Below are 21657 nucleotides of genomic sequence, written 5' to 3'. Positions count from 1 at the left end.
CATCTGTAGTGCTACTGGCTTTGGGGTTTCTAAAATGTCTTGCAAGGATTGGTAAAAGGGAGGAAGGAAATATTTCCGGTCTAATAAAAGGAAGCATGAGGTACTGAAAAGTCTGCTTCCATTCCATGCCATGCGGTTTTATTCTTCTTCCAAATTTTTCAAAAGCTACCAAATGTCCAATTTCATGAATAAGCGTTATTAAAAAACGATATTTATTTGAAGTGGCATTAACGGTAATCTGATGCGAACCATCCGGCATGAGGCGATAATCTCCATGGCGGGTTACCCTCTGGTTAACTATTTTTAGGTTTACATCATTTGCCTTTATAAGTTCAAGACAAGGCGTGACCGCATTCTCAGGAAGGTATTTTAACAATGTTGCGTTCATTGAAGTAAAAATAGTTTTTATTGTTTTTAGCCCTGCAATAAAGATCTTTTTTGTAAAGCAAAAGAGACAAAATAAATTTAAGAAAGTAAAATATTCCCTAAATCAAGGGGTAGTACTACTTACCTGTAATAGTTTCCCATTGTAATAGCGCTGACCTTTTAATGCAAAATCCATAATATAATCTGCCATATCCTTTGCCGTTATAGGTGCTTTATACCCCGGAAAAGCCTCTTCTAGCATTTCTGTCTGGACTGCTCCAATGGCCAGCACATTAAACGAAGGGCCAGTTTCTTTAAATTCTTCAGCCCATAATTCGGTTAGTGTAATAACTGCGCCTTTACTGGAACTATAAGCCGAAAGCCCGGGGAATTTAACACTACCCTGTACACCACCCATTGAACTAATGGTTATAACATGCCCCCCTATGGTCATTTTAGGAATGAGCAGTCTGGTAAGTTCTGCAACACCGAATACATTTACTTTATATATTTCTTCGAATTCCTTTCTGGTTGTTTGAAGAAAAGGCTTGTTTAATAATTGTCCGGCATTGTTAATGAGGATATCTACTGTGTCCCAATTATCTTTTAAAAAATGTTCAAGCTTTTCAAAATCTTTATCATTGCAAATATCAAAAGGAAATGCAGTAATATTAACTTCATTCAATTCTTTAATTGGCTTATCATTTCTGGAAAGGGCCAAAACCTTATGTCCGCTTTGTGCAAAAAGACGGGCCAGTTCGTATCCTATACCCCTGCTAGATCCTGTAATTATAACATTTGCCATTTAATAATACTTTATTTCTTGTTCAGGGGAATTTGAAAATCCTTCCAATACAGGAATCATATTATTTATTACCTGGGCCATATGTTCAAAATCCATTTGCTCCAACTCATCACCCACCTTGTGGTAGAAATTAAAATTGGTGAAATCAAAAGTGCAGTAGGTCTGTGAAGGAATATTAAACTCGTTGTGAAAAGGATAGTTATCTGATCTTTGAAAAAGGCCAAACTCTTTTGCCGTGGGTAAGAAGCCAACCAAATTTTTATTCGCATATTTATTGGTTTCCTCTGCCAGATTGGATTTACCATAACCTGTGACATACATCATATAATCCTTGTCGATCATGGGAACACCAGTCATCTCGAAATTAAGCATCAGATAAAGGTTAAGGTCTTGTTCCTTTAATTTTTTCGCCAGATGGTTGGATCCTAATAAACCTTTCTCTTCGGCACTGAATAGCACAAAAATGAGGCTTCTTTTATTACTTTTGGAATTCCCAAAATACCTTGCCAATTCCAGTACAGTGGTTGTCCCGGAAGCGTTGTCATTAGCTCCATTTGCAATTGCATCACCATTTTCGGGAGTTAGTATGCCAATATGATCATAGTGCGCCCCAATAATAATATATTCATTTTGAAGTTGCTTATCGGTTCCTTTAACAACGCCAACAATATTATAAGCCGGCTTTTCAAAATTAGTTAAGGTGTCCTTAAATGTCCGGAAATAAGGCTTTAATCCATTTTGAACAAAAATACCTTCTATAAATTCTGCAGCTTTTTCTATCCCCTCACTTCCAGAATCCCTTCCTTTTAAATCATCCGATGCTAAAAAGTTCATTATTTCGAGCACGCTGGTGCTATCTACTATAGTGCGTCCCAAATTTCCTTTAAGCCCGTCAGGGCCGTCAGGGGGATTATTTGATTGCGTATTTTTTAAAGAACCACAGGCCGTTAAAAAAATTAATCCTAAAAATACAATTACATGCTTCATTTGGATTCTAAATAACAAAAGGTATCCTAAGAATTCCGGATACCTTATTTTATGTGTAATCAAACTGTTTTTCAAGAAATAGTTTTAATTATCAAGCTAACATGGTAACCGGATTCTCCAGATAGGCCCTTAGGGTCTCTAAAAACTGTGCTCCTGTTGCACCATCAACCGTTCTATGATCACATGCCAGGCTAATCTTCATTGTATTTCCCACGACTATTTGTCCGCTTTTAACAACAGGCTTTTCAACGATAGCGCCTACTGAGAGAATGGCAGAATTAGGTTGATTTATAATTGATGTAAACTCAAGAATACCAAACATACCAAGGTTAGAAACCGTAAAAGTACTTCCTTCCATTTCGGCAGGAGTTAATTTTTTAATTCTAGCTCTACCCGCCAAATCTTTAACCGAAGTTCCAATCTGCGTTAAGCTCATCTGATCAGTAAATTTTAATACCGGAACTACCAAACCGTCATCTACCGCAACAGCTACACCAACGTGAATATGCTGATTATATCGGGTAGTATCTCCATTCCAGGAAGTATTAACCTGGGGATGCTTTTTAAGTGCCATGGCACATGCCTTGACCACCATATCATTAAATGAAACTTTGGTGTCTGGGAGACTATTGATCTTTACCCTTGAAGCCATGGCATTATCCATATCAACCTCAATCATCAAGTAATAATGAGGAGCCGTAAACTTGGATTCACTCAATCGTTTGGCTATTACCTTACGCATTTGAGAGTTTTTTACCTCTTCAAAATGTTCTTCCCCGGTTGGAAGAATTTGCGGTACAGTTACTTGACTCTCTGGAGTTGATTTTGTTTCAGCTACCGCAGCAGGAGCAATAACTTCCTTAGACGGTACAAAATTTTCTACATCTCGCTTAACAATCCTTCCATGATCTCCGCTACCCTTAACAGCCATAAGATCTATTCCCCTTTCCGTAGCAATTTTTCTCGCTAATGGCGAAACAAATACCCGTTGTCCTGTATTTAATGGTTTTTCCTCTTTGTTCTCTTCTTTTGTTGCTTCCTGAGGAGTTATTTTATCTGCCTCAGCAGCCGCAGATGTTTCGGTCTTTGAAGAAGGTTTGGACTGCAATACTGCCTCAACATTTGTTCCGGCCGGACCAATTATGGCCAATACTTCATCAACAGGTGCCGATTCACCTTCCTTAATTCCTACATAAAGAAGTTGCCCTGAGTAGAAAGATTCAAATTCCATGGTTGCCTTATCTGTTTCAATCTCGGCCAGTATATCGCCTTCTTCCACTTCATCTCCTACCTTTTTTAACCAAGTGGCAACAGTACCTTCTTCCATAGTATCACTGAGGCGTGGCATTTTAATAATCTCAACGCCTTCAGGAATTTCACTTGAAATATTACTTTCTGTTTTTTCTGAAGAATCTTCTGTTTTTTCCGAGGTTATTGTCTCCTCAACAGTTTCAACTTTATTATTTGATGTTCCCTGGTTACCGTTTAATAGAGACGAAATATCTTCTCCTTCGTCGCCTATTATTGCCAATAATGTATCAACCGGCGCACCATCTCCTTCAGCAATGCCAATATGCAGTAGGGTGCCTTCGTGAAAGGATTCAAATTCCATGGTGGCCTTATCTGTTTCTATCTCAGCCAAGATATCTCCCTCTTCAATCTTATCACCAACATTTTTTAACCATTTTGCAACGGTACCCTCTTCCATGGTATCGCTTAATCTGGGCATATTTATTACTTCAGCCATTTACTTATAATTTGTGTTGTACAAAGGGATAGTCTTCTTGTTCATAAACCATATCGTAAAGCTGTTCTACCGGAGGATATTCAGACTCTTCTGCAAATTTCTCACACTCTTTCACAAGATTTTTCACCCTTTCATTAATCGCTTTAATTTCCTCTTCAGAGGCGTATTTCTTCTCTTTAATAACATCAAGAACCTGAGTAATAGGATCTATCTTCTTATATTCTTCAACCTCATCCTTTGTCCTATAGTGTTGAGCATCGGACATGGAATGCCCTCTGTACCTATATGTTTTCATTTCCAGGAATGTGGGTCCACCACCACTCCTTGCTCTTTCTATTGCCTTACTCATTTCCTCAGCTACCGTTAATGGATCCATACCATCAACAGGGGCACAAGGCATTTCATATCCTAATCCAAGTTTCCAAATATCTGTAGTGTGAGCAGTTCTTGCCACGGAAGTTCCCATCGCATAACCGTTATTCTCACAAACAAATACGACCGGTAATTGCCAGAGCATTGCCAAATTAAAGGTCTCATGCAGTGAGCCTTGTCTTACAGCACCATCACCCATATAGCAAAGAGTTACTGAATCTCTTTTAAAATACTTATCGGCAAAAGCCAATCCGGCACCCAAAGGTATTTGCCCTCCAACTATACCGTGGCCTCCATAAAACCTATGTTCTTTTGAAAAAATATGCATAGAACCACCCATTCCTTTAGAAGTACCAGTTACTTTTCCATATAATTCCGCCATTACTTTTCTGGGGTCTACACCCATTCCTATCGGCTGAACATGGTTCCTATAGGCTGTAATCATTCTATCTTTCGTAAGGTCCATTGCATGTAAGGCTCCTGCTAAAACAGCTTCCTGACCATTATACAGGTGCAAAAATCCACGAACTTTTTGTTGAATATATACGGCAGCCAGTTTATCTTCAAACTTTCTCCAGAACAACATTTCTTCGTACCATTTTAGGTATACCTCTTTGGTGGCTTTTTTCATCAAATAATTTTCTTTTTAGTGTACTTGTTTTTTACTGAAAAATTCAGATGAGAATAGTTCAGGAATATCAAGGGAAAACAAAAATACACATTAAATCAATAGTGAAAAAAAAATGATAAAAAAGGTATAATTGAAGTATAAAAAAAAGAACTTGTAGTTAAATCTTAGTTCTTCACGAGAATAAATAAAGATTATTTTAGGTAGGAACTTCCAAATGCCAAAGGAAGGATATCTTCCAGGGATTCGCATTTAAATATTTTACCTGAAGCCCCCATCATTATAATAGCTATTGATGAATTTTGTTTTTGCTCATATTCAGCAATGGCTTGCCTGCAATTTCCACAAGGCGCTGCAGGTCTGTCTACAATGTGGGTTTTAGATGATACACTAATGGCAATTGTTTTTATTTCAACTTTGGGATATTTTGCACCTGCCTGGAAAATAGCAACCCGCTCTGCACATAAACCAGAAGGGTAAGAGGCATTTTCCTGATTATTACCTATTACGATTTCATCATTAGCTAGAAGGATAGCTGCCCCGACCATGAATTTTGAATATGGAGCATAGGCATTTTCTCTGGCTTCCACTGCAATTTGCATGAGTGCTTTTTCACTTTTCGAAAGCTCATCCAAAGTATCAAAAACCAATAAATCAAAGGAAATCCTGCGTTTTTCCATAAAATGAGATAAATGTCCAGGCTAACCGGAGTTAAAATTAAATGTACTTTATTTTAGATAGTTGTGCAAAAATTGCTTCAAGCCTAAATAAAAAAAACCTGTCCGGGGGACAGGTTTTTTTTATTTATCTAGTTTTGATTAATCATTATAATATTCCTCCCCCAAATTAAATGTGAGCGCAAAACGCAACGTATTTTCAAGAGGGTTCTTCACTTTTGAAGTGGAGAACAGATACGAAAGATCTATCTGAACTGATTTAAATTTAAATCCAGCCCCAAGTGTAAAGAATTGTCTTGATCCTTTAAATTCACTTTCGTGAAAATAACCTGTTCTAAACATAAAAGCATTTTGATAGGCGTATTCGGCACTTAATGCCCAGGTTACCTCCTGTAGTTCTTCTTTAATCCCATCAGGTGCATCTCCGAATGACTTGAACACACCTTCTAAGAATCCAATTTGCTGATATATCTCATTATCTGCAGAATCTATTACCCCATCGTCATTAAAATCCTGGGGAGTAGGCACTAAGAGTTTGTTGAATTCCAAATTTAGTCCCAGTACGTTGTCCTGATCAAAAATAAAATCAAAACCTCCGCCTATACCCAAATTTGTTGGTAAAAAATTGGTTTGACCACCTTCATCATATTGCATTTTACCTCCAAGGTTTGAGATATTAAAGCCAGCTTTCCATCTTCCATCAAAACTATTGTAAGCTATTTCCCTGGAGCGAAAGTAACCGGCAACATCTACTGCAAATGAACTTGCCGCCTGTGAATCTACATCCCCATTTTCAGGTAATTTAAGATTTGAATTAATAAACCTTCCCGCAATAGCCATAGAGAATTTATCGCTTAATTTTAATGCGTATGAACCATCTAAAGCCAATTCATTGGGTTTGGCTATGGTGCCCGGGTCTCCGGCAAATTGTCTTAATTCTATTTCACCTAAAGTAAAATAACGCAAACTGAACGCAAAAGCGCTCCTATCGTTTATTTTATTATAAAAACTTCCGCTTAACAAGGAAACATCTGTAATAATGCTTTCCAGATAAGGAGTATAACCTAAACCTATACCCATTTTTCTTTCCGCAAATGCAAACTTAGCAGGGTTCCACTGCTGCGAAAATGCATCAACAGACGTGGAAACGCCCATATCTCCCAAGCCACCAGACCTTGCGTCTGCAGCTATAGTTAAAAACGGAACTGCGGTAGTTATTACCCTATTCTGCTCCTGTGCAGATATCTTAAATACTAAGGCAAATAAGGCCAGAACAACTAATTTTCTCATTTTCGTCATGTAACATTCAATTAGTCCAAAATTGCAAATAATTGTTAATTAATCATCTACTTTATTTTGTCTTATTACTTGTTAAGTAACGAGCATTTCAAAAATATCTTGCCTTTAGAGGTATTTTATTTTTGAATTTGGTCCAATAACGCTGAATATCAGTACTTTATTTAGATTTTAAGTTAATTCTAACTTCATTAGGTTAAAAGAGTGATGCAGAGATTATCCCTAATAATTTAAAAGAAATGTTTCTATCCATACTATATTATGTATTGTGCCGTTATCAAAATGGACAAGGTCCCAATAAATCTTGCCTGTGCAAATGGGCAAAAATATTTTCGGAACTATAAAATATTATGTGATAATCATCGTTTTATAAGCCGAAACCGACACAATTTTATTTAAATATGCTATCAAATTGCGAAAAATGTTGTTTGATATTGAACTTAAGTCCTAAATACAGATGAAAAAACAGTTGATCAAAGTTGTACTTTCTTGTGCAGTGATAATGGGAAGTTTTACATTTAATAGTTGTAAAAAGTCTTCCTCGTCATCATCAAAGAATGTTTCAAGAGCTACAGGCTGGAAAATAAACTCCAAAGAGGGTGGATTTCAGTACAATTCTGACTTTAAAGAACAAGAAACAGGTCCGGGACTTGTTTTTGTAGAAGGAGGTACATTCACAAAAGGAAAGGTACAGGATGATGTAATGCATGACTGGAATAATACTCCTAGCTCACAGCATGTTCAATCATTTTATATGGATGAAACTGAAGTAACCAATGTAATGTATAAGGAGTACCTCGATTATCTTAAAGCGGTATACCCGCCAGAAAATCCTAAATATGCCAATATTTATAAAGGTGCTCTTCCGGATACTTTAGTATGGAGAAACCGACTGGGGTTTAATGAAACCATGACGAATAATTACCTTAGACACCCGGCATATTCAGAATATCCAGTAGTTGGTGTAAATTGGATACAAGCTGTTCAGTTTGCCGAATGGAGAACAGACAGGGTAAATGAAGCAATGCTGGAAAAAGAAGGTTATTTGGCTCAGAATGCAAAATACCAGGCAATGTCCGGTGAGGTGGAAGGAACTTTTAGTACTGAAGCCTATCTAAACCGTCCGGAATCTGTATATAATGGACAAATAGATTCATTACAAGGCAAAATGAAAAAAGATTCTGTTTCTAACTTTGCCACAAGAAGTACTGGTATTATTATGCCCGCTTACAGGCTACCCACGGAAACCGAATGGGAGTATTCAGCTGCTGCTTTACAAGGAACAAGGGAATATAATAATTACAGAGGTAGAAAAAAATATCCATGGGAAGGCGATTATACAAGAAATGGCCAACGAGTGGGAAGAGGCGATCAGTTAGCAAACTTTAAGCAAGGAAAAGGTGACTACGGCGGAATAGCCGGCTGGTCCGATGACGGCGCTGATATCACCGCAGAAGTAAAATCATATAAACCCAATGATCTTGGTCTTTATGATATGGCAGGTAATGTTGCCGAATGGGTTGCTGATGTTTATAGACCAATAGTGGATGACCAAATAAGTGATTTCAACTACTATAGAGGAAATATTTACATGAAAACGGCGATAGGCGAAGATGGAAAGGTAACTATTCTGAGAGATAGTATAATTTTTGATACTTTACCTAATGGAAAACTTGTAGCTGTAAATCTACCTGGTGAAATTAAAATGGTAGCTGTTGATGAACAGGAAACCTATTTAAGAACCAATTTCTCAGATAGTGATAACAGAGGCTACAGGGATGGTGATGCTGCTTCATCCAGATTCTTTGACCGATTTGCTGGGGATGATGATGAGGATCCGGCTCGAAAGATGTATGATTCTCCAAAACACAATGTAGAGTTTGATTCTACCGGACAAATAATTCGCGAGTATGACAAAAGCAATAATAGGTCAACACTTATTAATGATGAAGTAAGAATATACAAAGGTGGGTCATGGAAAGATAGAGCATACTGGTTAGACCCCGCCCAACGAAGGTTTTTACCTCAGTATATGGCCACGGACTATATCGGATTCAGGTGTGCCATGTCCAGAGTTGGCTCTAAAGCAAAGACTAAAAATAAAACGGTAAGAGGCAAAAAAGCCAAATAGTTTTATATGTAAAATATGAATTGAGCCCTGATGTTAGCATCGGGGCTTTTTTATATATTTGTTTTATGACAATTGAGAAATTGCACCAACTTTTTTTAAAGTATCCGCAGGTCTCCACTGATACCCGTAACATTCAACCTAATTGTATTTTCTTCGCCCTTAAGGGTCAAAATTTTAACGGCAATAAATTTGCGTCTGAAGCCATAAGGAATGGTGCGGCATATGCTGTTATAGACGAAGAAAAGTATATAAAAGGCGAGGCTTTTGTTCTGGTAGACGATGTCTTAAAATCCCTTCAGCAGTTAGCCCGATATCATAGAAAATATTGTAATGCAAAGCTTATTGCACTCACCGGGAGTAATGGAAAAACCACCACCAAAGAATTGATATTCTCGGTGTTATCCAAAAAATTTAAGACAATTGCAACCAAGGGAAACTTAAATAACCATATTGGAGTTCCTCTTTCGCTACTTAGCATTAAAAAAGATACAGTATTCGCCATCATTGAAATGGGTGCAAATCACAGAAAAGAGATCGAATTTTTATGCAATATTGCCCAACCCGATTATGGCTATATCACTAATTTTGGGAAAGCCCATCTGGAAGGCTTTGGAGGTGTAGAGGGTGTTATAAAAGGTAAAAGTGAACTCTACGACCATCTTATTGCAAACAAAAAATTTATTTTTTTAAATGCAGATGATGCAATTCAGGAAAAAAAATTAAGAAGTTACCCCGGTAAATTTGGCTTTAGCACTTCAGATGCTAATTATTATAGGATAAATTATTTGGGAGCACATCCTTTTGTTAAGCTGGAAGCAGAAAAAACCGAAATTAACACTCAGCTGATAGGCAGTTATAATTTTACTAATTGTTGTGCTGCAGTGCTTATGGGAAAATATTTTAATGTTCCATTAGAGGATATAAAAAATGCGCTTGAAGCCTACCTTCCGCAAAACAATCGTTCACAGATTATAGATAAAAAGGAATATCACATTATTCTTGACGCCTATAATGCAAATCCGAATAGTATGGAAGCGGCCCTGATAAACTTTATGAATTTTCCCGGGAGTGAAAAAACTGTTCTCCTGGGAGATATGTTTGAACTAGGTGAAAAAGCCAATGAGGAACATCAAAAAATTGTTGATCTCGTCGCAGGGATGAAATTCGACCAGGTTTTTTTGATAGGACAGAATTTTTACAAAACGAGTTCTCACTTCACTAAATTTGCGACTTTTGATGACTTATCCAGCTTCCTTAAAAGTAATAAGTTAAAAAAAGGCAACCTTCTTATTAAAGGATCCCGGGGCATGGCCCTGGAAAGAATTCTGGATTATCTTTAAACCAGTAATTTCTGTGGAGTGTATTGGATTAGCCAGATAAGCTCGCTGATCCAAATAAAGTCCGCTGCTGCAAATAGAAAACCCAATACCGGTTTTTACCGGTATTGATATTTCATACCTGCCAAACTCAGGAATAAGTTCCCTGTTTAGCAGGTATAAAAAATCCACGGGAACTTGCGTGGATTTTCTGCTTGATGTGGAGTGTATTGGATTATCTAAAAAAGATGAACCAGGATTGGTGTACCTGTACCCAAGCAAAAAGCACCTTTAAAACTGTTTTCTATTTTCGGTCATTTTCCGCCAAACAAGTTCGGCGTAACTTCCCTCAAAGACAAAACCACACCTATGGCGTGGCTTTTTGCGTGTGGAGTGTATTGGATTCGAACCAACGACCCCCGCCCTGTCAAGGCGGTGCTCTAAACCAACTGAGCTAACACTCCTGATTTTAGTATAAAGATTCATTATTAAACCACCTACTAAAAGAGGCTGCAATATCGTAAAATTATTGGGATCATTCATAAATTATAAAGCAAGAACATTAACAAAAGACATTTAAATTCCATTTTAGCTCCAGGTCTTTAAGTGGAACTAATTAAAGCTGCTATATGAATAAAGTGTGTTATTTTTATTCAAATTAAATTTTTTTAAAATGAAGATCATTTCTTGGAATGTAAATGGTATTCGCGCCATCATTAAAAAAGAATTTTTGGAGTCTATAAATGTTTTGGATCCCGATGTCCTGTGTATTCAGGAAACCAAGGCACAGGATATTGAGGTAGAAAAAGCCTTATTACCCCTAAAAGATCATCATCTTTATTGTAATTCCGCAGAAAAAAAGGGATACTCCGGCACCGCGATTTTAAGTAAGAACAAACCTATTGCAGTAAGTGTGGATATGGCTATATCCGAACATGATTCGGAAGGAAGAATAATCTGCGCTGAGTTTGCTGATTTTTATTTAATTAATGTTTATGTCCCCAATTCGGGCCAACAATTGGACCGATTACCTTATCGCCGCCAGTGGGATGCTGATTTTCTCAATTATATAAAAGAAAAGGAGAAATTAAAACCGGTAGTTGTATGTGGGGATTTTAATGTTGCCCATCGCGCTATCGATTTAAAAAACGACAAATCTAACTATAATAAAACGGCGGGTTACACACAAATAGAAATTGATGGAATGGACAATTTCATCAATTCCGGTTTTGTCGATTCATTCAGATATTTCAATCCTGATGAAGTAGCCTATACGTATTGGAGTTATCGTTTTAAAGCACGTGAACGGAATACTGGTTGGCGAATAGATTACTTTTTGGTAAGTAATTCTTTAATGTCAAAAGTAAAATCGTCAAAGATCCTTCCGGAATACTTTGGTTCTGACCACTGCCCTATTTTATTAGAAATAAAGCAATAAACCTCTAAATTCCAACATTCTTTTTTCTGAGTTTTTTAACCAACTTTCCAACAGTAAGCCCCTGAACAATTATGGAGAAAATAACCACTACATAGGTCATAACCAAAAACAATTCTCTTTGCATTTCCGCTGTGAGGCCTAGTGCCAGTGCTATGGATATTGCCCCTCTTAATCCCCCCCAGGTCATTATAAGGTTGGTGTTGGGAACAAAATCCAGGCGGGTCTTGAACAAATTTACCGGAATAATCAGGGATACAAACCTACAAACTAAGGCAATAGGAATCGCAAGGAGTCCTGCCAGTACAAATTCGAATTCAAGGTCTAAAACCAATAATTCCATTCCAATTAGAACAAAGAGTATGGTGTTTAAAAGAATATCTATCAGCTCCCAAAATTTGTCCACATAATTTTCAGTGACCGCAGACATCGCGTATCGCCTTGCTTCATTACCACCAACGATTAATCCTGCAACCACCATAGCCAATGGTGCAGAAACGTGCAGGTATTGCGCTACAACGGTACCTGTCATAACAGTGGCTAAAGTTATAATGACTTCAATATTATAATCGTCTATAGATTTCATTAGCTTAAATGTAATCCAGCCCAATAAAGCACCGAGAAGTAATCCCCCCCCAACCTCGTGCACAAAAAGAGTAAGAACGTTCGTAAAAGAAAAGTCTCCACCGGTTCCATTGGCCAGTCCGAAAATCGTCAGAAAAATTACTACGCCAACACCATCATTGAAAAGCGATTCACCGACTATCTTTATTTCCAGCTTTTTTGGTACATCAGCTTTTTTTAATATCCCTAAAACGGCAATAGGATCGGTTGGAGATATGAGGGCCCCAAAAAGAAGACAATTAATAAATAGCACCTCTAAACCTATTCCCTGTAGCAGGAAATATACTGCAGTTCCTATGAGCAAAGTGGACACCAGAACACCAAACGTTGCAAAAAACAGTATAGGCCATTTTAGTTCCTTTAGTTTTTGCAAATCGGTATGCAGGGCCCCGGCAAAAAGTAAAAAACTAAGCATAATATTAAGCAAAACAGACCTGAAATCTATCTGAGTTATGATGTATCGTTCAGCATTTAATAAAGTATCATCAAAATAACTAAGCGCAAAAATCCCAAGAGTGAAAAATATAGTAATAACCGTAAGCCCTATTGTATTTGGAAGCTTAATGTATCTGATGTTGATATAACCAAAGAATGCGGATATAAATACCAGTATACTGGTAATGATAAAGTAATCCATAGGCTACGAATATATTCAAATTCTGGCAAATTTTGAATTTGAAAGCAAATTTTACATTATGATAGCAATGCGATATTTTTAGTATTTCATTAATAGTTTAAAAGTCCTCCGAAAATTTCTCTTCAGGTTTTTTATGGCCATCATTTTTCAATTTTATAAAAAATGACGTTTGACTGATCAAAATCATTCCGAAATTAAGATGTACTCTTTACTTTCATGACTCAATTAATGTTTAACCTAAAATCTAATATTATGACACTAGTTAAATTTAAAAAAAGGGCAAGACCTTTTGGAAACCTAATTACCTCCGATTTTTTTGACATGGAGAATTTTTTTGACAACAAATTTTGGAATCGTGAATTAGTAAACGATCGTTTCTGGAATGCAAGATCCGGAGAACCCGCTTTAAATATTATGGAAAAAGAAGACCACTTTGAAATTGAATTGGCTGCACCTGGTTTTGCCAAGAAAGATTTTGAAATTACCATTGATGAAGGATACCTTAATATTTCCGCAAAAAAAGAGGTCAGTAAGGAAGAAAAGGATGAAGATTACACCAGAAAAGAATTTAGTTATAATGCATTTGAAAGATCCTTGCTTTTACCAGAAAATGTAAAAGAAGAGGAAATTAAAGCCAAATACGGTGACGGAATTCTAAGCTTTAAACTAGCAAAAAAAGAAGTGGCTCTAAAGCCAAAACCAAAAGTAATTGAGATTAGTTAAAATTTCATTTTTTACTATACAATGTCCTCAGTGTAAGATCTTTAAATTGTCCATGTAGTATAAGATCTTGATTGAGGGCATTGCTTTTTTCATGATTTTGAATAATGCCTCCTCATACTATTTCTAGCTGTCTTTTTTGGGCATTTGAAGATTATCCGGTTTCTTCAGAGCCTTTATGGCAGCCTTATATCCCAAATCAAAAACAGCATCCACATCATTTATCGAGAACGTGCTGTGATTTATCAAATCTTTAGGTGATATTACGAGATTGCAATCTCCAAACTTAGAAAGGGAATCATTGGCAGAGCGTATCTTATAGGCACGTTCCAAAACATTGTACGAGTGTTTTAACTGCTCTATCTCTATTTTAAGAAAAGGATTTACATAAACCCCAATGATCTGATCAGTATAGGATTTGAGCAGATCTACGGGGAAATTGTTCAATGCTCCACCATCCACATAATACGAATCCGCTATTTTAATCGGCGTAAAAACCCCTGGAAATGCCGCTGAAGCCAATATTGGGCGGATAAGCTCTCCTTCAGAAAAAACCTTTAAACTACCATCCAGAATGTTGGTGGCAGTGATGAATAGAGGAATTTTAAGACTCTTAAAGTTATCTGCAGGAAAGAACTCAGAGAACTTGTCATAAAACTTTTCAGTATCAACAAAGCCGGGTTTGCCAACTGCATAGTTGTTAAAACTAAAAATATCAATCTTCTTAATAAATTCGAGGATTTGTTTCCAATCTAAGCCCCCTGCATACAATGCGCCAATAATCGCACCGGCGCTGGTCCCAGCTATATGAGTAATTTCGAAACCATATTCATCCAAAGCCTTTATTACTCCTATATGAGCAATACCCCTAAATCCTCCCCCTGAAAATACCAGGCCTGTGTTCATAGCATAATCTTAATACCGGTAAAGATACCTTTTTACACCTAAGAATTTTAAAAATTGAAAAGATATAAATAGAGCATAGATCTCGAAAAAAAATAACCATAAGTATTAGTTTAAACACCTATGGCATTTTTTAGAAATTTATATAAATTGCTATTCTGACAGTCTTTTTTTCTTAAAAACCCTTGTTAAAATAAAGGGAATCATCACTTTGGCAACAAAACCATCAAAACTTCTAATTAAATTAAAGGGATAGAAATACGTTTTAAGCTCTTGCAAACTGTACTTCGTATACTCCTTGTTGATCTCTCTTTCCAGAGCAAGGATTTTTAAATCCTCATCAATTTCCCTAAACGAGTTGTATTTTCCTATCATGGTCCTTCAAAAAAGTATTTAGAAAACAATTGCAGTAAAGGCTTATTTAACCTATCACGCAATAGATAACCTATAAAGGCAAACAACAGATATAAAATCCCAATTATCGCGAATCCATAAATGGTATTATCCATTGCGTAACCCAAAGCAAAAGAAGCCGCCAAGCTCAAAAATATCAAAGCCAAAATAAATATAGTACCAACCAACAACACTTTGGCTAAATAGGTAACCAAAACCATAGATATCTTAAAACTTTTAAGCTTGGCGTATTCTATGCTATGCTCCACGTAGGAGCTGACATTTTCGTCTAATTCAGAAATATTTTGTCTTAATCCTTCAAAAGCCATAATAGCCTACTTCTGTAATTGTGCATTTTTCTTTCTGATCTCTTCAAGCTTACGCTCCAATTGAACAATAATTTCATCTGCTTTGTAACTCATTGTAGAGATGGTATCCTCTAATTTTTGTTCAAAAACTTCTTTCTTCTCGTCTGCTACTTTGGTGAGTTCTGCTTTGGCATGAGAAATTCGTTCTGTTAGATCGTGCTTGGTTTCAAGTGCCTTATCCTTAATTTTTTTTCGGGTTTTAATCCCTTCGTCAGGAGCATATAAAATTCCTATACCTGCTCCTATTGCTGCCCCTGTTAAAAGAGCTAACAAAACATTACTACTGTTGTCTGACATGATAAATTTTTTTTAGGTTAATATTAATAATGGATCAAGTTAAGACATAGACTTTCTATACGAAATGACTAAGATCATTTCACATAGAAATTTTAGCGTATTTTTTTGTTTCAGGAGGTTTTTAGCAACTGAAAGGTTTGCTTTGCAATTTCCAATTCCTCATTCGTAGGAATGACTAATATTTTTACTCTTGATGAGCCCTTTTGTATTTCCCTAATTCCATGGGATTTTTGCGCATTCTTCTGCATATCCAAATCAATTCCAAGAAAGTCCATCTCAGAACAGACCAGCTCTCTAAGATAACTGGAATTTTCACCTATCCCCGCTGTAAATATCAAAGTATCCAGTCCATTCATGGCGGAGCTGTAAGCGCCAATATATTTTTTAATCCTATAGGCATTCATTTCCAGAGCTAACCGGCATTTGGCATCACCTTCATTAGCTTTAGCCTGAATTTCCCGTAAATCACTATAACCGGTAAGTCCTAGCATTCCACTTTTCTTATTGAGCAAATCATTTACTTCCCGCAAACTATAGCCCAGCGATTCTACAAGGTAAAAAATCATGGAATGATCAATGTCTCCACTTCTGGAACCCATAATAAGTCCATTTGAGGGAGCAAAACCCAAACTATGGTCCATACTTTTTCCATTATGGACGGCAGTAATACTGCAGCCATTACCTAGATGAATGCTAATCATCTTAGCCACTTTTTTATCTAAAAAGCTTATGGCCTTTTCTGTAACATATTTATGACTAGTGCCGTGGAAGCCGTAAAGCTGTATTCCGTGATCCGTGTAAAATTCATCCGGTATTGCATATTTACGAGCCTTCAAGGGAATAGTTTGATGAAAGGCGGTATCAAAGACCGCAACCTGTTTGGCATTTGGAAATAATTCTTCAGCAATCAATATCCCTTCCAGGTTATGTGGATTATGCAATGGAGCCAACTGACTCAAATCTCCAATCTTATCTTTTACTTCCCGGGTAATAATTGTAGTTTCAGAAAAAGCAGTTCCCCCATGGACTACCCTGTGCCCCACGGCATCTATTTCATTTACGTCGGTAATAGCTCCGTTAGCAGGATCCAAAAGTAGTTCTATAACCCGATTAAGCCCTTTTCTGTGGGATGAAAACTGCTGTATTTCATTAGTTTCGTAATCAACCTTTGTATACTTCAAATTTCCATTTTCCAGTCCTATTCTATCTACCATGCCAGAACACAAAACGGTTTCTGATGGCATATGCATTAACTGAAACTTTATAGATGAACTCCCTGTATTAATAATTAGAATATTCATTGAAATAATTAAATTATAATGCCTGGGCCTGGATGGCAGTTATAATAACTGTATTAAATATATCATTAACTGTACTTCCCCTGCTCAGATCATTTACAGGTTTATTTAGTCCCTGAATTATTGGTCCAATTGCCAGGGCACCGGTTTCTCGCTGCACTGCCTTGTATGTATTATTACCCGTGTTAAGATCCGGGAAAATAAAAACACTTGCCTGTCCGGCTACTTCCGAGTCAGGCATTTTTGTTTTACCTACATTTTTATCTACTGCGGCATCGTATTGAATAGGGCCTTCAACTTTAAGATAAGGTGCCCTTTTTTTAACAATCTGAGTAGCTTCACGCACTCTTTCTACATCCTCACCTGAGCCCGAAGTTCCGGAAGAATAGGAAAGCATAGCTATTTTGGGATCTATTTCGAATGCCAAACTGGTAGCGGCAGATGTAATTGCAATTTCGGCTAATTGTTCTGCATTCGGATTCGGATTTATTGCACAGTCGCCATATACCGAAACCCTATCTTCCAGACACATAAAAAACACGGAAGAAACGATAGATACATTGGGTTTGGTCTTAATTAACTGAAGTGCCGGTCTAATAGTATGTTGGGTGGTATGAACAGCCCCGGAAACCATGCCGTCTGCATCCCCTTTATAGACCATCATTGTACCAAAATAAGAGATATCTGCCATAAGATCCTCTGCCATGGCCCTGTCTACATTTTTATGCTTACGCAATTCATACAGCGTATTGGTATAATCTTTAAAATAAGTTGAATTTACAGGATCTATAATGCTAATTTTTTCAAAATCAAGTAGCAAATCCAATTGTCTTGCCTTTTCCTTTATCTGTACCGGATCGCCCAAAAGAGTTAATCTAACAGCATCTGCATCGATTAGTTCCTTAGCAGCTCGAAGTATGCGTTCATCTGTACCTTCCGGCAAAACAATATGCTTTTTGACCCTTTGGGCCCTTTTAAGGAGATTATACTGGAACATTCGTGGAGTTATCCCGTTTGCTTTAAAGGTTATTAGACGCTCAGCTAAAGCATTTATAGGCAGAAATCTTGTAAAGTCCTGAATAGATCCCTCTATTTTTTGCTTATTCTCCGCATATATTTTAGGACGTATTGCACCAACCTTATTCGCAATAGAAAAAGTACCTCCCTGAACTGAGATGATGGGAACTATTTCCGAGAGACCTTCGATTAATTGAATAACCGGATCTTCTGGAATAAGTCCACCAGTGAGCACGATTCCTGAGGCAGTTGGATAATTAGAAGATAAGTTAGCCTGCAATGCTCCCAGGATAATATCAGATCTATCACCAGGAGTTATGACCAAACCATGTTCCTTAAAATGAGTGAGATAATTTCGTAATTGCATCGCCCCCACACTAAAGTTGCTCACCTGATTATTTAAAAAGTTATGACCAAAAAGAACATCTCCTTCCAGTTCTTTAACAATCTCTTTCATGGTAGGATTACCCAGGGCCGGATTTAAAGGAATAGTGCCAATTAGCACTTCGGCCGGAAGTGCTTTTAAAAGGCCATTGGTTACCAGGTTTACATTTTGAGGTTCTACTTTATTGGCAACTACCATCAAAACTTCAACACCCTTATTGGTAAAGGAATCATAAGCGAGGTAAAGGTTATCAACCAATTCTTCCAGGGTTTTGCCCACACCGCTTGCCAGAATAACTGTGGGGATACCTAGGTTTTTCGCCATGTAAACATTAATGTCCCATTCTATAATTGATCCTTCCCCGGAGAAGTCGGTTCCCTCAACCAAAACAAAATCAAAACGAGATTCAATGGCCTTATACTTTTCTATGATCTTGTCTAATACCTCATCACTCTTATCCTGATTGTATTTATGGATTACCTCACTTCTGGTACAAGCATAGGCTTCATTATATTCCATTTGTATTTCAAAGTAGGAAATCACCGTATTAATATGATTGTCCTTCTCCCCGGGTCCGTAATCATCTATTATTGGCCTGAAGTACCCTACTTTGGCAGCTTTCCCCAATAATAAATGCATCAGTCCTAAGGATATTATCGATTTGCCGCTATTGGGCTCGGTAGTAGCTACATAAATGGCTTTGCTCATTGATACCAGAATTTTCAAAGTGCAAATTTATGGTATTATGTTTACTCAAACGATAATCTATCCTTATAAATAGTTTAAGGATTGGTTAAGGCATATAAATAGTTAAAAAGGTTTTGATTTTTTGAATTTATGACGCTGAATATAAGAAATTACTCCACTTCCGGAAGGACCAAAAAAGGAATCTTTGTTTTAAATGCTACTTTTTTGACCACTGGCTCGTGTGTCAACCCTTTAAAAAAACTATGCTGAGAATTTATCATTGCTATCAACCCTGCATTTTTCTTTTCAGTTAGATCGTTGATTTTTAAAGCAATGTTAGGATGATAGTCAAATTCTTCAAAAACACAGTCCTTCTTTCCTAATAAATTGTGAAGCAATTTCTTTAATTGTAATTGTTCCTCGTTTAATTCCTCTTCCTCATTGATGTGAATAACATTAATTCTGGCCTTACGAAGTTTGGCAAGATCCAGCAATGGCTGTAATTCAACACGTTGATACAGGTGTTTAAAATTTGTGGCAAATAAAATTTCATTGAAAGGGTTAAAATCATAAGAATTGGGAACTGCAATAACAGGACAAAAGTTAATATTCCTTATAACACTAACCGCATTGCTACCCATAAAAATTTCCCCTAAACCAGAAGCTCCCTGGGTTCCCATAATAATATAGTCAGCATCTTTGTCTATTACTTCACGACCAATAGCATTTAATAAAGAATCGGCAACCAGTACACCTTCAAATTTGTGCTCTGCAACCTTATTTATTTTATTTAAATGATTTACTATTTTATTAAGCTTTCTTTCAGATTCTTTAGCCGTAATCTCATGAAGTCTGGTATCATGTTCTTTGTTTATTCCACTTATTAAGCCCGATGGACTAACCTGGTGTGCGTGAATTATAATGAAAGTACAAGGTGATTGTTCAAAAAGAAATATTGCATATTTTATGGCATGCCATGCATTTTTAGAAAAATCTGTAGGTAAAACTATTCGAATCATTATACTATATTATTTTTTGATCATAGTGTATCTGACACTAAATTACCCTGTTCATTGTGGCAGAACCAGCAATGGTATTTGTGTATGAAAGCCCACTTTTTTTACAACGGCCTCACGGGTGAGTTTCTCTATAAAAGTATGCTTATAATTAATTAAAACAATAACATCTGCTCTGCTCTCTATCGCAAACCTACTAATTGAATCAGCTACACTAACCTCAATCTCTACATTCTGAAAGGAATGCTCAACTTTACCCAAACGTTTGATCAAAACTTCTTTATTAGAAAGTTGCTCATCATTTAACGAAAATTCCTGTGCTATGTGAATTATTAGTATTTCTGAATTCCACGTTGCTGCCAGTTCTGTAAGCGGCTTCAGTTCATATTTTGTATAGGGTCTTGTAAACTCTGTAGGAAACAAAATCTTATTTAAGCCTTTAAAATCATGTTCACTTGGAACGGCAAATATGGGGCAGCTGTTTGTCATTTTAATGAGCTCTACCGTATTGCTTCCCATAAAAATTTCTTTGGCTCCCGTAGCCCCTTTAGTTCCCATGACAATTAGATCAATATCTTTTTCAGTACAAATTTCCTTCACTGCATTTACCATATCATTTGATACAGAACGTTTTTCAAAAGTGTGGTTTTTATTTGCATGATTTATTTCTAAATATTGTAATATCTTGTCAAGTTCATTTGAAGAATTTTTTGCAAGAGAGTCGTAGATTATCCCCAATCTTTCCTTACTCTTGTCTCCAAGCACATTTGCAAAACTGGGTTCATAGGTATTTAAAAGCAAAAAATGACATTCCGTATGTTCGTGCATTTTCAGAGCTGCGAAAATGGCATTCCATGCATTATGGGAAAAATCGGTAAGCAGTAAAACACTTTTCATCTTTAACTGTTATTTATCAACCTTGGCCGTATCTCTAATGACCAGGAAGGGTATTTTTATATGAAAACCTATTTGATCTACATTTTGTTTTTCAAAAATTCGTTCAAAAAATGAATGTTTTCTATTCATCATCATAAGGAGATCAATCTCATTCTTCTGGATATAATTTAAAATTGCATTTGGCATTAAACTACCTTTTAATTCTGTAAGGGTAGTAGACAAACCATCTAAACGATGATATAAAGCCATCTTATTTTCTTCCTGACCAGCAGTAAGGTCGTACTCCTCTTTTACATGTAAAACGATAAGTTTTGCTTTATTCATTTTGACCATTTTTATAGCAGTACTCAATTCATTATCCTTATAATTTGTCAAATAGTCTGATGGAAGCAATATTTTTTGAATTTTCTGGAAGGTATAGTTTTCCGGTATTACCAAAACCGGTGCAACAGCCTTTCGGAGAACATAAACCGTATTTGTCCCAAGAAATATCTCTTTAGCCCCGCTTGCGCCTTGAGTTCCCATCACGACCATATCAATTTCCTTCTCTATGGTCACTTCATTGATTTCATCTGTAAGTGTATTGAAGGCTGAAATGATATTATAGCTATGATTTGGATTTTTATAGGATTTCTTGACATCTTCTAGTGTTTTT

General features: G+C 36.7%; 21 protein-coding genes and 1 tRNA gene. 4 read left to right on the top strand and 18 right to left on the bottom strand.

Annotated features, from left to right (window positions below; all coding sequences use genetic code 11):
• The 7 genes from WBM60_RS12850 to porV form a co-directional block, all read right to left on the bottom strand.
• On the bottom strand, positions 1-388 hold a 388-nt coding region (locus tag WBM60_RS12850), incomplete at its 3' end, for a SprT-like domain-containing protein (RefSeq protein ID WP_424283158.1).
• 102 nt (positions 389-490) lie between these two features.
• The gene (locus tag WBM60_RS12845; protein ID WP_424264263.1) at positions 491-1171 is read right to left on the bottom strand and encodes an SDR family NAD(P)-dependent oxidoreductase; all 681 of its coding nucleotides are present in this window, start codon (positions 1169-1171) and stop codon (positions 491-493) included.
• The gene (locus WBM60_RS12840) at positions 1172-2158 is read right to left on the bottom strand and encodes a M28 family metallopeptidase (protein WP_424277239.1); all 987 of its coding nucleotides are present in this window, start codon (positions 2156-2158) and stop codon (positions 1172-1174) included.
• Positions 2159-2249: 91 nt separating this feature from the next.
• Positions 2250-3905: a pyruvate dehydrogenase complex dihydrolipoamide acetyltransferase gene (locus WBM60_RS12835; RefSeq protein WP_424283157.1), complete on the bottom strand. Its 1656-nt coding sequence runs from the start codon at positions 3903-3905 to the stop codon at positions 2250-2252.
• 4 nt (positions 3906-3909) lie between these two features.
• The gene (gene pdhA, locus WBM60_RS12830) at positions 3910-4908 is read right to left on the bottom strand and encodes a pyruvate dehydrogenase (acetyl-transferring) E1 component subunit alpha (RefSeq protein WP_424264270.1); all 999 of its coding nucleotides are present in this window, start codon (positions 4906-4908) and stop codon (positions 3910-3912) included.
• 191 nt (positions 4909-5099) lie between these two features.
• Positions 5100-5585: a cytidine deaminase gene (cdd, locus tag WBM60_RS12825; protein ID WP_424264272.1), complete on the bottom strand. Its 486-nt coding sequence runs from the start codon at positions 5583-5585 to the stop codon at positions 5100-5102.
• A 138-nt stretch (positions 5586-5723) separates the two neighbouring features.
• A complete protein-coding gene (porV, locus tag WBM60_RS12820; RefSeq protein WP_424278366.1) occupies positions 5724-6872 on the bottom strand; it encodes a type IX secretion system outer membrane channel protein PorV in 1149 nt (382 codons plus the stop codon).
• Positions 6873-7335: 463 nt separating this feature from the next.
• Between porV and gldJ the strand changes: the two genes are divergently transcribed.
• Positions 7336-9009, top strand: coding sequence for a gliding motility lipoprotein GldJ (gldJ, locus tag WBM60_RS12815; protein ID WP_424262921.1), 1674 nt, complete (start codon positions 7336-7338; stop codon positions 9007-9009).
• Positions 9010-9074: 65 nt separating this feature from the next.
• Complete coding sequence (locus WBM60_RS12810; RefSeq protein WP_424262923.1) at positions 9075-10349, top strand: UDP-N-acetylmuramoyl-tripeptide--D-alanyl-D-alanine ligase; 1275 nt, start codon at positions 9075-9077, stop codon at positions 10347-10349.
• Positions 10350-10714: 365 nt separating this feature from the next.
• Here WBM60_RS12810 and WBM60_RS12805 read toward each other — a convergent pair.
• Positions 10715-10789: transfer RNA gene (locus tag WBM60_RS12805), tRNA-Val, on the bottom strand.
• Between the two features lie 209 nt (positions 10790-10998).
• On the opposite strand from WBM60_RS12805, the gene WBM60_RS12800 reads away from it, so the two are divergent.
• Positions 10999-11763: an exodeoxyribonuclease III gene (locus tag WBM60_RS12800; RefSeq protein ID WP_424262925.1), complete on the top strand. Its 765-nt coding sequence runs from the start codon at positions 10999-11001 to the stop codon at positions 11761-11763.
• A 4-nt stretch (positions 11764-11767) separates the two neighbouring features.
• Here the strand turns inward: WBM60_RS12800 and WBM60_RS12795 are convergent, their stop codons facing one another.
• Positions 11768-13021 carry a cation:proton antiporter gene (locus WBM60_RS12795; protein WP_424277584.1) on the bottom strand — a complete coding sequence of 418 codons (1254 nt, stop codon included), beginning with the start codon at positions 13019-13021 and terminating at the stop codon, positions 11768-11770.
• Positions 13022-13273: 252 nt separating this feature from the next.
• Here WBM60_RS12795 and WBM60_RS12790 point away from each other — a divergent pair, with 252 nt between their 5' ends.
• Positions 13274-13744, top strand: coding sequence for an Hsp20/alpha crystallin family protein (locus WBM60_RS12790; protein WP_424262016.1), 471 nt, complete (start codon positions 13274-13276; stop codon positions 13742-13744).
• 123 nt (positions 13745-13867) lie between these two features.
• On the opposite strand, the gene WBM60_RS12785 is transcribed toward WBM60_RS12790, so the two are convergent.
• The 9 genes from WBM60_RS12785 to WBM60_RS12745 form a co-directional block, all read right to left on the bottom strand.
• A complete protein-coding gene (locus tag WBM60_RS12785) occupies positions 13868-14647 on the bottom strand; it encodes a patatin-like phospholipase family protein (protein WP_424262014.1) in 780 nt (259 codons plus the stop codon).
• Between the two features lie 150 nt (positions 14648-14797).
• Positions 14798-15019 carry a DUF6327 family protein gene (locus WBM60_RS12780; RefSeq protein ID WP_299160250.1) on the bottom strand — a complete coding sequence of 74 codons (222 nt, stop codon included), beginning with the start codon at positions 15017-15019 and terminating at the stop codon, positions 14798-14800.
• Complete coding sequence (locus WBM60_RS12775; protein WP_424262012.1) at positions 15016-15366, bottom strand: hypothetical protein; 351 nt, start codon at positions 15364-15366, stop codon at positions 15016-15018. The genes WBM60_RS12780 and WBM60_RS12775 overlap by 4 nt, the downstream gene beginning before the upstream one ends.
• A gap of 6 nt (positions 15367-15372) precedes the next feature.
• Positions 15373-15702: a YtxH domain-containing protein gene (locus tag WBM60_RS12770; RefSeq protein ID WP_424262010.1), complete on the bottom strand. Its 330-nt coding sequence runs from the start codon at positions 15700-15702 to the stop codon at positions 15373-15375.
• Between the two features lie 110 nt (positions 15703-15812).
• Positions 15813-17003: an acetate/propionate family kinase gene (locus WBM60_RS12765; RefSeq protein WP_424262008.1), complete on the bottom strand. Its 1191-nt coding sequence runs from the start codon at positions 17001-17003 to the stop codon at positions 15813-15815.
• Positions 17004-17016: 13 nt separating this feature from the next.
• Positions 17017-19110, bottom strand: coding sequence for a phosphate acetyltransferase (gene pta, locus WBM60_RS12760; protein WP_424262006.1), 2094 nt, complete (start codon positions 19108-19110; stop codon positions 17017-17019).
• Positions 19111-19259: 149 nt separating this feature from the next.
• Complete coding sequence (locus WBM60_RS12755) at positions 19260-20108, bottom strand: universal stress protein (protein ID WP_424278100.1); 849 nt, start codon at positions 20106-20108, stop codon at positions 19260-19262.
• Positions 20109-20159: 51 nt separating this feature from the next.
• A complete protein-coding gene (locus WBM60_RS12750) occupies positions 20160-21002 on the bottom strand; it encodes a universal stress protein (RefSeq protein WP_424283156.1) in 843 nt (280 codons plus the stop codon).
• A 9-nt stretch (positions 21003-21011) separates the two neighbouring features.
• The coding region (locus WBM60_RS12745) for a universal stress protein (RefSeq protein ID WP_424283155.1) at positions 21012-21657 on the bottom strand (646 nt) is incomplete at its 5' end.

This window comes from Eudoraea sp., from assembly GCF_049669105.1.
Lineage (GTDB): Bacteria > Bacteroidota > Bacteroidia > Flavobacteriales > Flavobacteriaceae > Eudoraea.
Note: the sequence above shows the minus strand (reverse complement) of the source record. Positions and strands in the feature narration are given on the sequence as shown.

Coding starts and splice junctions, on each gene's coding strand:
- WBM60_RS12845 (WP_424264263.1), bottom strand. CDS start 1,171: ATGGCAAATGTTATAATTACAGGATCTAGCAGGGGTATAGGATACGAA.
- WBM60_RS12840 (WP_424277239.1), bottom strand. CDS start 2,158: ATGAAGCATGTAATTGTATTTTTAGGATTAATTTTTTTAACGGCCTGT.
- WBM60_RS12835 (WP_424283157.1), bottom strand. CDS start 3,905: ATGGCTGAAGTAATAAATATGCCCAGATTAAGCGATACCATGGAAGAG.
- pdhA (WP_424264270.1), bottom strand. CDS start 4,908: ATGAAAAAAGCCACCAAAGAGGTATACCTAAAATGGTACGAAGAAATG.
- cdd (WP_424264272.1), bottom strand. CDS start 5,585: ATGGAAAAACGCAGGATTTCCTTTGATTTATTGGTTTTTGATACTTTG.
- porV (WP_424278366.1), bottom strand. CDS start 6,872: ATGAGAAAATTAGTTGTTCTGGCCTTATTTGCCTTAGTATTTAAGATA.
- gldJ (WP_424262921.1), top strand. CDS start 7,336: ATGAAAAAACAGTTGATCAAAGTTGTACTTTCTTGTGCAGTGATAATG.
- WBM60_RS12810 (WP_424262923.1), top strand. CDS start 9,075: ATGACAATTGAGAAATTGCACCAACTTTTTTTAAAGTATCCGCAGGTC.
- WBM60_RS12800 (WP_424262925.1), top strand. CDS start 10,999: ATGAAGATCATTTCTTGGAATGTAAATGGTATTCGCGCCATCATTAAA.
- WBM60_RS12795 (WP_424277584.1), bottom strand. CDS start 13,021: ATGGATTACTTTATCATTACCAGTATACTGGTATTTATATCCGCATTC.
- WBM60_RS12790 (WP_424262016.1), top strand. CDS start 13,274: ATGACACTAGTTAAATTTAAAAAAAGGGCAAGACCTTTTGGAAACCTA.
- WBM60_RS12785 (WP_424262014.1), bottom strand. CDS start 14,647: ATGAACACAGGCCTGGTATTTTCAGGGGGAGGATTTAGGGGTATTGCT.
- WBM60_RS12780 (WP_299160250.1), bottom strand. CDS start 15,019: ATGATAGGAAAATACAACTCGTTTAGGGAAATTGATGAGGATTTAAAA.
- WBM60_RS12775 (WP_424262012.1), bottom strand. CDS start 15,366: ATGGCTTTTGAAGGATTAAGACAAAATATTTCTGAATTAGACGAAAAT.
- WBM60_RS12770 (WP_424262010.1), bottom strand. CDS start 15,702: ATGTCAGACAACAGTAGTAATGTTTTGTTAGCTCTTTTAACAGGGGCA.
- WBM60_RS12765 (WP_424262008.1), bottom strand. CDS start 17,003: ATGAATATTCTAATTATTAATACAGGGAGTTCATCTATAAAGTTTCAG.
- pta (WP_424262006.1), bottom strand. CDS start 19,110: ATGAGCAAAGCCATTTATGTAGCTACTACCGAGCCCAATAGCGGCAAA.
- WBM60_RS12755 (WP_424278100.1), bottom strand. CDS start 20,108: ATGATTCGAATAGTTTTACCTACAGATTTTTCTAAAAATGCATGGCAT.
- WBM60_RS12750 (WP_424283156.1), bottom strand. CDS start 21,002: ATGAAAAGTGTTTTACTGCTTACCGATTTTTCCCATAATGCATGGAAT.